Here is a 13,678-nt window from a genome sequence, read left to right as displayed (position 1 = left end):
CCGGTGGAATGTTTACTTTGCTGTTATGGATATATAGACAGCCGTCCCCCCGCTCTTCGATGAGTCGAACTGGATTTTACCGTTCATGCTTCTCACCCTTTCCTTCATGCCGCCGATCCCCATATGATTGAATTGATCCGGTTTCTGGTTCAAATCGATCCCAATCCCGTTATCTTCATAGCTAAGATTGACCTCATCACACTGAGTGGACAAACGGAGCTTTACCTCGGTCGCGTTGGAATGCTTCGTGGCATTGGCCAGCAGCTCCTGGACAATTCTGTACAGTCCGATCAAGTGATCGTCACTTATATCATCATCGAAGTTCGAGCAGTCGAACTGTATAGAATAATTGGTGCGGAGCTGGGTAAATTCAAACAATGCCTCCAGCGAACGTTCCAAACCCTCCTCCTTGAGCAGCGGGGGGCGAAGCTCGTTGCACGTAATTCGAATCTGATATATGACATCCAGAAGCCCCTGCTCGATTTCCTCCAGCTGTGGGCGAAGTTGCTCCGGCAGCTCATGATCCGATGTAATCTGATTTAATTTCCTGTACCATATAATCTGTTCCTGGAGCGCAGCATCGTGAAGATCTTGGGACAATCGCTTCCGCTCATTTTCAGATAAATGCAACATCAGTCGCAGCAGCCACAAGGGCATGATCTGCTGGGATGAATCCAGCTTCTCCAGCTCCCTCGTCAAATCCTCAATGACGCGGAAGTTATCGTACAGGACACTTGCATAGCGCGTAATGGTCTCCAGCCATATTTTTTTGGCCTGAATCATTAGCAAGGGAACCTCTCCGCCAATGCAGACAATGCTGCTATCCCCGTTCATTTCTCCAATCTTGACAAAATATCCGTCGGACATCTCAAACAGTTTACAGAATGGAATATGCTCGGGACCGCATGTATGGATCGCATGAAGCACACCTTGCGGCAGAACTTTATGGCCCCCTTGGATTTTGATATGCAGGCTGTGGTGGTTGATCTGGATGAGGCTCACCCGATCCGTCACCAGCACCTTCTTAATTTCCCTCACGATACGGGCGTTCAATTCACTGATCTTCACCATCCCAAAAAGGTCGGAAGAGAATTGATCCAGGCTCATTTGCAGCCTAAAATAACGGTCCTCGCTCTCCCGAACTAGCCTTTCTGCCGCAATGCGCTCCCGTTCAGCCTGCTTCTGCTGCGTAACATCGCGAATAATGGTAAGCGCCGTGTTATGACCTATATAAGGAATAGGTGTCGTAATTGCCTCTATATCGATGATCGTTCCATCCAGTTGGACCAGTTTGTTCCCGGTGAGCTCCGAGGTATTCCCGCTTTCGTACACATGCTCAACCTCCGCAATCACGAACTCGACCTGATCCGAGGGGATTACGTCCTGGAGTGAAGTTCCCGCTAATTGTACGATATCCGCTATACCCAATAAGGAAAGGCCCGCCGGATTCGCATAAACATAAGAAAAATCGGAGTGCAGGAACATCGCAACAGGAGCGATATCCAGGATATGGCGGTTGATTCGGTCGCTTTCCATAAGGGCCCGTTCCGCGGATTTGCGGGCGGTGATATCCTCGAAGAAAATCTCAATCGCGTCAGATTCCGCATCATACAAGGCCGTTGTCACGACATCGACCCGCTCTCCGTCAACCCGCTTTATGGATAATTCCTCGGGAACGACCTGCCCTGATCGAATAAGCTGCATGAGCCGTTTGCGTTCCCACTCCTCGTAGGGATCCAGCACCCAGTCCCAAGGATCGGTACCCAGGATATTCTCAGGCCCAGCCGCTCCAATGATCCGAAGTCCAGCGGGATTTACATACATCAGCTTGCGGTCCTTACAAACGGCAATGGCAATAGGAGATAGCTCTACCAGCCTGCGATACCGGTTCATGCTTTCCTTGAGCGCTTGCTCCATCTTCTTGCATTCCGTAATATCATACAGCGCCTCCTCCATGCGGAAACGTGTGCTAATATCAACGGCAATACCATCTGTACGGATCATTTGCCCGGATTCATTCATCATCGGAATCATCTTCACTTGGACCCAGCGAACATCGCCCTCTGCATGAATAATCCGGAATTCAGTATGAACGGTCTCACCTTGTCGAGTTCTGTCGACCAATGATCGAAACAACGTCATATCCTCTGGATGGATCAGCTCTTCCCAGGAAAGACCGTCCGTGAAATCACGATGTGAATAACCTGTAATTTTATGAAAAGCCAAAGAAGTATTTTGGATACTCCTTGTGCCGAAATCGTATGACCAAATGCCAACATCAAGCGTAAGCAGCATATCATCAAGCAGTCGGAATCTGCCTTTGGCCATATCCAAGGCCTGATGGCTTAACTTTCGCTGATATGCGCTTTTGAACAAGAAAATCCAGAATGTGATGGTGAGGGCGACTAATACCAAGATGGTTGCCCCTAAGAAGTAAATACACATGATGTTTGATGGTCTCCTTATGAAGCATACACGCAGTCACGTCAGATGCTTTGCGGTATACCGAATGCGAACTGCGGGATGAAGCAAATGGCAGCCATATCATTTATCGGCAGATCCTTCACAAATGCGAAGATCAAGTACAAAGAAATTGTGCGTAACGATTCGGAGTGTCATATCCACGAAAATAAACGAAGCAAAAGGGGCTCTAAACAAAATAAAGCCCAAAGCGGCGTTTCGCTTCGGGCATTTCCATTATGACATTTCCATCGTACACATCGCTCATGCCAAATCCCACTCGGAGTGGATCTTGGGCACATCTGAAATTAACTGCTGGGTATAAGGATGCTGCGGATTCAAGATCACCTCTTCCGCTGGTCCCCGCTCCACAACTTTCCCCTGCTCCATAATATACAGCGTATCGCTTACATAATAAGCAAGCCCTACGTCATGGGTAATGAAAATAATTGTCATGTTGTTCTCATCCCGCAGCTTCAAGAGCATATCCAGTATCGTGGATCGTGAGCATGCGTCAACCATGGAGGTCGGTTCATCCGCAATCAGCAGCTTCGGATGAAGCATGAAGATCCGGGCAATCATCAGGCGCTGCATTTGCCCGCCGGACAGTTCGAACGGGTATTTATTGTGCAGCTCTTCAAATTTCAGATTGACGAAGGAGCACGCTTCCTTCATTTTGCGGAATTGCTCCTCCTTCGTCAGTTTATCACCCTGCAGCTTGATGCAGTCGAGCAGCAGTTTCTCGACTTTGTAGAACAGATTGAACGAAGAGAACGGGTCCTGGAAGATCGCCTGGATGTTTTTCCAATAGCGCTTGCGGTCTCTGTGCCGCTTCAGTTGTCTTGGCTTGCCCATATACTCAATCGTACCGCTGCTCTCCTTCAGCAGGCCCATGATCATTTTGGCCAGTGTCGTTTTGCCGCTTCCGCTCTCGCCGACAATCGATATGATTTCGCCTTCATGGAAGGTAAAGCTAACATCCTCCACGGCGGTTGTCTTCTGCTTTCCGTAACCGAATACCTTGGTAAGATGCTCTCCCCGAATCAGGACATCATTCTTCTTCATTCGCATACCACTCCTTAAGCACACCCGGTTCTACGATGCAGCGATACATCCGATCCTCCACGGTCTGGCTCACAATCTTTCCCTTTCGGCAGGCGTCTTGCACATAGGAACAGCGATCCGCGAACCGGCAGCCCTCCGGCACGTTCTTCAAATTAGGCGGGGTCCCCGGGATGGCGGCCAGCTTATGGCCTTTCATACCTTCCTCGGGCACAATGATGGAACCCATCAGCTTTTTCGTATACGGGTGTATCGGGTCAAAAATCATTTGCTCTGCGGTACCGCGCTCCACGATCTCCCCTGCATACATGACGATGATGTCATCCGTTACGTGATAAAGCAGCGGCAGCTCGTGCGTGATGAATACCAGAGACTGAATATAGCCCCGATCCAGCAAACTCTTCAGCAGTTTGATCACCGCTTTCTGCGAGGTTACGTCCAGCGCCGAGGTCGGTTCGTCCGCAATCAGCACTTTGGGATTCAGAATGGTTGAGATCGCGATAACCGTCCGCTGCTTCATGCCGCCTGACAGCTCGTTTGGATAAGAGTTCAGCACCTTGGTTGACAAATTCAAGGTTTCGAACCGTTCCGCCGCCATCTCCCACACCTGCTTCTTGTTCAGCTCAGGGCGATGCTCCTTCATAATATCCTCGACGAAATGAATGATTTTGAGCGTAGGATTCAGGGCATTCATGGCTGCTTGCGGAATATATGATATCTCTCTTCCGGACACCTGGGAACGGAGCTGTTCCTTGCCAAGCTTCATGATGTCCGTACCGCTTACGACAATCGAGCCGCTGCCAAAATGCAGTGGTGGAAAATAAAATCCCATCAGGCTGAGCGCAAGGGTCGATTTGCCGCAGCCGGATTCACCAGCAATACCAAGCGTCTTCCCCTTCTCGAGCGAGAAGCTCACGCCGTCTACGGCATAGACATGCTCCTTTAACCGGGTACGGTAATAGGTTTTCAATTCGTTAACTTCCAGTATATTTGTGCTCAAGGCCCCATCAGCTCCTAATCTTCGGATTGAATATTTCATCCATGCCGGTGTTCATCATGTACAAGGAGAAGGTGATGATGGCGATGGAGATCGCCGCCGGAATGAAGGCCCACCAAGCGCCGGCAACCGGTGCTTCAAATACGAGCGCCCAGTTCATGATGATGCCAAGGGAGATCGTGTTATACGGTCCCAGCCCCAGCATCGAGATGGAAGCCTCGGACAGAATGCCCGATGCCGTCTGCAGCACGAAGGCCATGACAACATAGGAAGCGATGTACGGCAAAATCTCCGAGATGATAATGCGCGGCGTGCTGTACCCGGATATTTTCGCGATATTCACGTGATCCCGGTTGCGGAGCGAGGATGTCTGCGCACGCACGGCCCTGGCCGTCCAGGGCCAGCTGGTAATGCCGATGATGACCGCCGTGACAAATGAGCTGCGCGAATCGATGCTTACCGAGATCAGAATGAGGATGACAAAGGAAGGAATCACGATGAAGATATTGGTGATCGCGGTCAACAGATTATCGATCATGCCTCCGATGTAGCCTGAGGCTAAACCGATCACAAGACCGATCACAGTAGCAAATACGCCGGCAATGAGGCCCACCTGCAAAGAGGTCCGAATGCCGTAGATCAGTTCCAGAAATAAATCCCTGCCGAAGTTATCCGACCCCAGCAGCAGCTTCGAATCCGGCGGCTGGTACGCCAGGGCGATCATCTCCAGCGGGTCATTGCGGTTAAAGAGCGGGTAGATCAGCACCACGCCGATCATAGCCAACAGCATGCAGGCTCCGAACATAAACTTTGGCGATTTGATCAATATGCGAAAGGAACTGTTCATATCATTGATCCTCCATCTGAGCGGCCTTGATTCTTGGATCAATCCAGCCGTAGATTAGGTCAATCGTAAAGTTGGCCAGCAGCACAGCCAGGGCGATCAAGAGGGTACAGCCCGAAATTAACGGATAATCCAGCTGACGAATCGCCGTGAACATCCAGGTTCCGATTCCCGGATAACTGAATACGATCTCACAAATCAGCGAACCGCCCACCATCGTACCGATGGATAACGCCAATCCCGTGATCTGGGGCAGCATCGCATTCCGGAATACATACCTCGCGATTTTGGAATCCCGTATTCCGAGAAGCTTGCTGTACAGCACATAATCAGAATTCAGCTCATAGATGGACATCTCCCGCATGCCAATGGCTTGGCCGCCAATCGTAACCAGCACGATCGATAGAAACGGAAGCGTGTGATGCCGAAGTACGGAAGCGAAGAATTCAAAGCTGAGTGACGGCACCATCTGATAATCGTAGCCCCCATGCAGCGGAAACCAGTTCAGGGACAGGGCGAACACATACAGCATAATAATGGCTAGGGTAAAGAACGGAATGGAATTCACGAACAAGGCCACCGGGAATATCACTTTATCGAACACGCCTTTGCGGTAGGCCGCCACGGCGCCCAGCACATTGCCGATGATCCAGCCAACCAGGATGGCCGGAAGCTGGAGCCCGATCGTCCAGGGAACTGCTGAGGCCAGAATCTCCGTTACCGGTTTCGGATAGAGCCCGAATGAAGTGCCCAGGTTACCGGTCGCCAAATTTTTCAGATAGATGATGAACTGTTCCCATAAAGGCTTGTCGATTCCGAACTCAACGAGAAACGTCTCATAGACCCGTTTGATCGTATCGCTGTCGGTCATCCCCTGCGTCATCTCCGACACAATCATGCTCACCGGATTTCCCTCAATCATCCGGGGCAACAGGAAATTCAGCGTGACCGCAATCACCAGCGTCAGAAAGTACCAGAAGAACTTCTTGACGATATATTTTCCGTAAACGCTCAAGCAGCTCACCCCCATGGATCACACCCTGAATTTGGTGAAAAGAGACCTATATCAGGGGTGCAAATCCGCCAATATAGGTCTTGGTTCATTGAGTTATATCCATCAGTTATGAATCTGATACAGCGACTTGATGCCGGCTCCATCCATCGAAATTTGAGGCGGAATGTTGCTGCCGTCCCCTTCGGTCGGGAACCCTTTCCATACCGATTCATTGACGGTGTCGAATACCCATGGACGATACATGAGCGGAATCGACGGGATCTCCTTCAACCAGATTTGGGTCAATTCGGTGTAGAGTGCTTTCAATTCAGTCTCGTCCGTGATGGTTGGAATCTTCTCGATGATGGCATCCGCTTGATCGTTCTTATACCGGCCCCAATTGTAGAATGCCATTTCGCCCATTGGCGCAACACCCTTGGAGTACATGATTGTCATGGCACGGTTCCACGGCTGGCTCGGGCTGACCCCGCCGGCAGGCGTGTTCATGATGATATCGAACTTGCCGGTCTGTAAATCATTGGTCCATACCGGTGCTTCCGGGAATTTGGTTCGAATCTCGATACCGATTGCCTTCGCGTTCTGGGCAACAATCTCAAGCGCTGCATTCCAATCTGACCAGCCGTATGGACATTCGATTTCAAACGGGCCGAGGCGGGTTCCGTTCAGGACGCGGATTCCGTCTTTCCCCTTCGCGGCGCCGATGGAATCGAGGAGTGCATTGGCCGCATCCACATCTGTTGTCCATTGGAGCGGTTTGATAGCCGCCTGGTCTACATATTTCGCTTCGGCCTCCGTATTCAGCGTCAGCGACGGCTCCATTGGAGCCGAGTAGCCGCTGATGGCCAGCTCCGAAATTTTGCCGTAATCAATCGCCATGGCGATCGCTCTTCGGACATCTGCATTGTTGAGTCCTTCCTTCGACAAATTGAAGAAGATCGATGGCATGGAGCCTGGCACATAATACGGAGCGTCTTTGATGTAGGTTTTAACCGGAGCCCCGCCCTCCCACATTTTCCATACCTGCGGAATAAACTGCTGCGATACGTCTACCTGACCGCTCTTAAATGCCAGATCACCCGCTGCATTGTCTTTATAAATAACATGGGTGATATATTTGGGAGCCGGCAGCTTGCCAAAGAGTACCTGACCCCAATAGTTATCGTCCCGTACAATTGTGATCTTCTGATCATTGTAAAAATACATTTTGTAAGGCCCTGTTCCGATCGGGTCCTCATTGACTTCTTTACGAATGGTGGCAAGATCGTTATTGGCTTTCTTCTCGACCTCTTCCCATACATGTTTGGGCAGCATCGGCATAACCTCGATGCTGTCGAGCACCGTCAATTTGTTCGGATTGTCTTTATTCAGCTTAATGTTCACCGTTTGCGGGCCGTCTGCCGTTACGTCCTCAATATAGGTCCAGAAGCTGCTCCAATTAATGTCATACTTTTTGCCGAGCTGATAGGTATAGACGACATCATCGGAAGTAAACGGCTTGCCGTCACTCCATTTAGCATCCTTGTTCAGTTCAATCTTCAGGGTCAGATCGTCGGTCCATTCATACTTGGTACCCAGCAGCGGCTCTAACTCGCCTGTCAGTTGATTGACCATAAACAAGGTTTCATAGACGAGTTCTCTAGAGTTTCCGTAGTTAATCGGAAATGCCGGGTTGCCGCTGAGCAGATTAAAATTCGTAGGTGCCCCCCATTGCAAACCGTTCACATAAAGCGTTTCGTTTCTCGGCGTCGCTTTCGCGTCGCCCTGCGGTGCCGGCTCATCACTGCCTCCGGGTGTCTTTACCTCATCTTTGGGTGGCGGTGGATCTGATGCTGTCGGTGGCGTTACACTTTGGCATCCGGCAGCAAAAAAAGACGCCACCAACAAAAGAATGAATATGGGCCTCAGAACGGTTTTCAGCTTCACTTGTGAACCCTCCATTCATGGAATGTGTTCGTTTCTTAAATGCTGAGTGTCTGGGTCATGTGTGCTTCGATTTCCTGCAAGCGCTTTCCTGATGGATTTATATGTTTCTCGTTTCAATCTGAGTACGAATAATTTTTGATATTTTTATTCAACGTTCAAGGATTTTTCCAAATGGACGTCGAACTTGAATGGACATGGTTAATCTAGCGGACGATTCGATATCCTTCAAAGGGGTGGGCCTACTGCCTGTGATTAAAGATGTTTTGCTGCAGCTATTGTTTGCGTTGATGCCTTTTGTCGCATACAACATCTATTACAGAAAACTGACAGTCAACTATTCCCGCAATTTCATCATTATCATTTGTTCGCTGTGCATGCTGTTGTCTATGACCTTTGCTTCGTCCGTCCAAAGCGGGCTGATCTTTGACGTGCGGTATGTCATTATGTTCTTCGGCATGCTGTTCGGAGGGTTCGCGACGGGGGCAATCCTGCTTGTGGAATTTCTAATCTATCGGCTGTACATCGGCGGAGTCGGCATGATCGACGCTGTCATTATTTTGATCTTCACGTACCCGTTGTTCGTTTTGCTGTCATTTCTGTACCATCGGAGCAAACACAAGCTTTGGATCATTTTCGTAGCCGGCATCAGCTTCTCGTTCATCCCGCTCACGGTGCTCTATATAACAAAACCAGACTACATCATGAATTACTTTCTTTTTAATATATTAGCTATTCCCGTTACTAACTCGCTTGGCATATGGCTGCTTGTTACCCTGTTTAACAAATCCGTATCCGACAAGGAGCTTTACCTGCGATATATCCAAAATGAAAAAGCTGAAGCCGTGAATCATGTCGCCGCATCCCTTGCCCATGAGGTCCGCAATCCGCTGACCACCGTGCTGGGGTTCCTGCAATTGATCAAAAGCGGTACGTTTCCTCAGGAAAAGACCGAACGATTCCTAGAAATCAGCATGGAGGAAATTCGCCGAACCGAACAGATATTGTCCGAATATCTCTCGATCAGCAAGCCTCACTTGCCGTTTCAGCAGCGAATCGAGCTTACCGCCCACATCCAGTCAGTCGTTGAGCTTATGACTTCATATGCCAATATGAGCAACGTCACCCTCAGCACAGACTCTCTTAAGTCTAACCTCTACATTTCGGGGAGTCCCGCAGAGCTTAAGCAGCTGCTGGTTAACTTTATTAAGAATGCGATCGAGGCGTGCAAAGACGTCGACAACGGCATGGTCAACATTACCGTCTATGAAGAAACGGACCAGGTGGCCGTGGAAATCAAGGACAACGGGGTCGGCATGACCCCCGAGCAGTTAAGCCGTCTCGGTTCGATCTACTATTCCACCAAAATGAGCGGCACCGGACTTGGGCTCACCTTCTCCTATCAAGCCATTCGCGCCATGAATGGGAGTGTCTCGGTACGGAGCTCGCCACGATCAGGGACGGTGTTTCTCATCACGCTCCCGCGTGCGAATCTGAATCCGTAGGCGATGACGCACGAAGTCCGTTAACGAAAAAGAGAGACGCCTCTGTTGTTACCAGAGCGTCTCTCTCTTTTATTGTGCTTGCAGTTATACAATTTCTTTTGCTGCAAAACTTCTGTTATTTTTGCTTAAGCTGTATCAGCCTTATTGGTATTTAGGGAGCCAGTCTCCATGCGCCTCGATCAGGTCGTCGCACAGGCTCTTGATGTCATCGATGGACAACTCCGCAGCCGTATGCGGGTCGAGCATCGCTGCATGATAGATATGCTCCTTCTTGCCGGTTGCCGCCGCTTCCAGCGTCAGCAGTTGGGTATTGATATTGGTGCGGTTCAGTGCGGCACATTGCGGAGGCAGATCGCCGACATAGGTCGGGGTTACGCCGCTGGCATCGACCAGACACGGAACCTCAACGCAGGCTTCCTTCGGAAGATTCGTAATCAGCCCCGTATTCATTACGTTGCCCCCGATTTTGAACGGCACATTGGTCTCAATCGCTTCTAAAATGTAGGAGGCATATTCATGGGAACGGTTGTGTATCAGATCCTGGTTGTTGACTAGATCCTCGCGCATCGCTTTCCATCCCTCGATTTGGTTCACACAGCGACGTGGATATTCATCCAGCGGGATGTTAAAGCGCTCGATCAGCTCCGGATAGTTGCGCTTAATGAAATACGGATGGTATTCAGCGTTATGCTCGGATGACTCCGTGATGTAGTAACCGAAGTTCAGCATCATCTCGAGACGAACCATATCATGATGTTTCTCCTTCTGCTTCTCGGCCGCGCGCTTCTTAATTTCCGGATACAGGTCCACGCCATCCTTCGTTACTTCAAGCAGCCATGCCATATGGTTGATGCCAGCGATTTTAGCCTGCACGCCTTCCTTATCCATCCCCAGATTATCGAACAGATGCGGAATGCAAGCCTGTACGCTGTGGCACAGACCTACTGTTTGCACACCGCCCAGCGTGTTCATGGCATTGGTCAGCACCGCCATCGGGTTCGTATAATTCAAGAACAGCGCCTGTGGGCAAACTTCCCGCATATCGGCCGCAAAATCCAGCATGGCCGGGATGGTACGGAGATTGCGGAAAATTCCCCCAATCCCCACGGTATCGGCAATCGTCTGTCTGAGTCCATACTTCTTCGGAATTTCAAAGTCCGTAATCGTACACGGATCGTATCCTCCGACCTGGATGGCATTGATAACATATTTTGCTCCGCGAAGGGCTTCCTTGCGATCACTGTATGATTTGACGACACAGGTGCTGCCGCTGGTTTTCTTAATATTATTTAGCATGTTCTCCGAGTCTTTCAAACGGATCGGGTCAATATCATACAAAGCAAGTTCAAATCCCTGCAAAGCCGGTGTCTGCATGCAATCCCCCAGAACGTTCTTGGCAAATACGGTACTTCCTGCTCCGATAAATGTAATCTTAGACATCAATAAATTCCCTCCCTAAACTCCATGAATTAATACGCTTTCACAAGACTAACTATATGATAATCGGCCTTTTTTTAATATGGAGCAAAACAAGGGCGATATGGACATTTGTTGTATCATTAGGTAAGCTAACCCTAACACAGCATCCATTTCATCGATTGATATCGCACATGTTTAAGGAGGGCTAACGCATGTCCATTTTGCCGGACCATACACTGTACACGATTGGTATGAATCCTTCGCCGGGCGGTCATGATCTGAACATCCTGTTCAGCGGTGAGGGGACTCCCGTACCGCGCCACAAAATCGGTCCAATCATTCATGATTACTGCCTCATTCATACCGTCTTGACAGGCCAAGGCATATTTGAATGTGCCGGCATCGTACATCATTGCCAGGCAGGTGATACCTTCGTGATCCTTCCCGGTGTTCTTTTCAGCTATGAAGCTGATGATCGGAATCCCTGGCACTATAACTGGGTAGCTTTACAAGAAAAAGGCACCAAGATGCTGCTGGCCGACATGGGTGTTACGCCGGCTAAACCAATTATCCACTGTACGGATGAAGCTGAGTTAAGCTCCCTGGTCGAGATGTACCGTCATCTCCGTCTGGGCTTTAACCGATCGGATCACCCTTGGCTTGAGGATCTCCAGGCTTCCGGATGGCTCCGATTGCTGCTCCATAAGCTGGCGATGTTAAACCGTGAGCATCTTCCGTCGAACTCCAATGACGTGCCGGATATCGAGCGAGGCGTAAGGCAGACCGAGCGCTGGATCTCGACCCAGTATCACCAACAGCTGTCCATTGATCAGATGGCCAAGACACTTGGTTATCACCGGGCACATCTGTCCAAAATGTTCAAACAGCATACTGGCCTGTCACCCATGCAGTATCTCATGAAGGTACGTATCGAAAAAGCCAAGTCGCTCATGAAATCCTCCTTCTCCATTCATGAGATTGCCTCCTCTGTCGGTTTCAATGATGCACTCTATTTCTCCAAGCAGTTCCGCAAATGGACAGGCATGACCCCAAGCGAGTTTAAATACAGTCTGGAGAAAAACTCTAATAAAGCATGATTTATATACGGGCAAGGACGTAGTGTGGGTCGAACAAGAGCAGACGAAAAAGCCGCCGGCACTCCTGCCGGCAGCTCTTTTTGAAACGATTTAACTTAAGCCCGCGCCTCATATAGCTGCACGATCTCAATAATTGTTTGAACGGCCAATACCATATTGTCGGCGGATACATACTCATACCGCCCGTGGTAGTTCTCCCCGCCCGTGAAAATATTGGGTGTCGGCAGGCCCATGTACGACAGTTGAGAACCGTCGGTGCCCCCACGAATCGGCTCGATAATCGGCGTGATTCCCAGCTTCTCCATGGCTGTCTGGGCGATGTCAACCACTTCTTTGACCGGCTCGATTTTTTCGCGCATATTGTAATATTGATCTTTCATCTGAAGGATGATCCGCTCGGCTCCATACTTGTTTTGAAGCTCTTCTACGATGGAGGCCAGCTTTGCCTTTCTTCCTTCGAACAGCTCCCGATCATGATCGCGGATAATATAACGGAGCTCGGTCAGCTCCACATCGCCCTCAATGGAGGAGAGATGATAGAAGCCTTCATACCCTTCCGTATGCTCAGGCGCTTCTTCCGCAGGGAGCAAGCTGTTCAGCTCCATGGCGATTTTCGCCGCGTTGACCATTTTACCTTTGGCCGTTCCGGGATGGACATTCTTCCCTTTGCAGGTGACAAGCGCCGCTGCCGCATTAAAGCTTTCGTATTGAAGCTCCCCGAGCGGTCCGCCATCCATCGTATACGCATACTTGGCCCCAAAGGCCTCCACGTCGAATTTGTGCGGTCCTCTCCCGATCTCCTCGTCCGGCGTAAAAGCAACCCGGATTTTACCATGCTTCAGTTCCGGGTGTTGAATCAAATACGCCATCGCCGTCATAATCTCGGCAATTCCCGCTTTATCGTCAGCTCCAAGCAAGGTGGTGCCATCCGTTGTTATGAGTGTATGCCCCTTGTAGCCATTCAGCTCCGGAAAATCCCGCGGGGAGAGCACCACATTCTGCGCCCTGTTCAGAATGATGTCTTGTCCGTCATATTGTTCGACGATCTGCGGCTTGACACCGGCACCCGTAAAATCGGTAGCCGTATCGATATGTGCCAAAAAGCCGATGGTCGGGATTGGTTTATCCGAGTTTGCCGGAAGTGTAGCCATCACATAACCATTCTCATCCATCGTTACGTCCTGCATGCCAATTTCCTTCAGCTCGTCCACCAGCAGCTGACCCAGCGTCAGTTGTCCCGGTGTCGAAGGGCAGGTATTGCTGTTCTCGTCTGACTGCGTATCCACTTGTGCATAGGTAATGAGTCTGTCGATTACTTCTTTTTTCATAAATTCTCAACTCCAATACGTATGGGTATGT

The 13,678-nt window shown here is 50.0% G+C and carries 10 protein-coding genes; 2 read left to right on the top strand and 8 right to left on the bottom strand.

Annotated features, from left to right (window positions below):
- Positions 1-12: 12 nt before the first annotated feature.
- The 6 genes from NYE54_RS07545 to NYE54_RS07520 form a co-directional block, all read right to left on the bottom strand.
- Entirely contained in the window at positions 13-2,415 is a 2,403-nt protein-coding gene (locus NYE54_RS07545) for a PAS domain S-box protein (RefSeq protein ID WP_339271235.1), read from the bottom strand.
- 309 nt (positions 2,416-2,724) lie between these two features.
- Entirely contained in the window at positions 2,725-3,525 is an 801-nt protein-coding gene (locus NYE54_RS07540) for an ABC transporter ATP-binding protein (protein ID WP_215159737.1), read from the bottom strand.
- Complete coding sequence (locus NYE54_RS07535) at positions 3,512-4,522, bottom strand: ABC transporter ATP-binding protein (RefSeq protein WP_339271232.1); 1,011 nt, start codon at positions 4,520-4,522, stop codon at positions 3,512-3,514. The genes NYE54_RS07540 and NYE54_RS07535 overlap by 14 nt, the downstream gene beginning before the upstream one ends.
- 7 nt (positions 4,523-4,529) lie before the next feature.
- Positions 4,530-5,366 (bottom strand): ABC transporter permease, encoded by an 837-nt coding sequence (locus NYE54_RS07530; RefSeq protein WP_076322985.1) that lies wholly within the window; start codon positions 5,364-5,366, stop codon positions 4,530-4,532.
- Position 5,367: 1 nt separating this feature from the next.
- Positions 5,368-6,378, bottom strand: coding sequence for an ABC transporter permease (locus tag NYE54_RS07525; RefSeq protein WP_076322984.1), 1,011 nt, complete (start codon positions 6,376-6,378; stop codon positions 5,368-5,370).
- A gap of 102 nt (positions 6,379-6,480) precedes the next feature.
- Positions 6,481-8,301 carry an ABC transporter substrate-binding protein gene (locus NYE54_RS07520; RefSeq protein ID WP_339271229.1) on the bottom strand — a complete coding sequence of 607 codons (1,821 nt, stop codon included), beginning with the start codon at positions 8,299-8,301 and terminating at the stop codon, positions 6,481-6,483.
- A 194-nt stretch (positions 8,302-8,495) separates the two neighbouring features.
- On the opposite strand from NYE54_RS07520, the gene NYE54_RS07515 reads away from it, so the two are divergent.
- On the top strand, positions 8,496-9,803 hold the full coding sequence (locus NYE54_RS07515) for a HAMP domain-containing sensor histidine kinase (protein ID WP_339273422.1): 1,308 nt from the start codon (positions 8,496-8,498) through the stop codon (positions 9,801-9,803).
- A gap of 141 nt (positions 9,804-9,944) precedes the next feature.
- Here NYE54_RS07515 and NYE54_RS07510 read toward each other — a convergent pair whose 3' ends face one another.
- Complete coding sequence (locus tag NYE54_RS07510) at positions 9,945-11,243, bottom strand: alpha-glucosidase/alpha-galactosidase (RefSeq protein ID WP_339271227.1); 1,299 nt, start codon at positions 11,241-11,243, stop codon at positions 9,945-9,947.
- Positions 11,244-11,434: 191 nt separating this feature from the next.
- Between NYE54_RS07510 and NYE54_RS07505 the strand changes: the two genes are divergently transcribed.
- A complete protein-coding gene (locus tag NYE54_RS07505; protein WP_339271225.1) occupies positions 11,435-12,319 on the top strand; it encodes an AraC family transcriptional regulator in 885 nt (294 codons plus the stop codon).
- Between the two features lie 95 nt (positions 12,320-12,414).
- On the opposite strand, the gene pepT is transcribed toward NYE54_RS07505, so the two are convergent.
- Positions 12,415-13,647 carry a peptidase T gene (pepT, locus tag NYE54_RS07500; RefSeq protein ID WP_076322980.1) on the bottom strand — a complete coding sequence of 411 codons (1,233 nt, stop codon included), beginning with the start codon at positions 13,645-13,647 and terminating at the stop codon, positions 12,415-12,417.
- Positions 13,648-13,678: the final 31 nt, after the last annotated feature.

Source organism: Paenibacillus sp. FSL K6-1330 (genome assembly GCF_037976825.1).
In the GTDB taxonomy this organism is placed as follows: domain Bacteria; phylum Bacillota; class Bacilli; order Paenibacillales; family Paenibacillaceae; genus Paenibacillus_AQ.
This window is presented reverse-complemented; position numbering and strand designations above follow the sequence as displayed.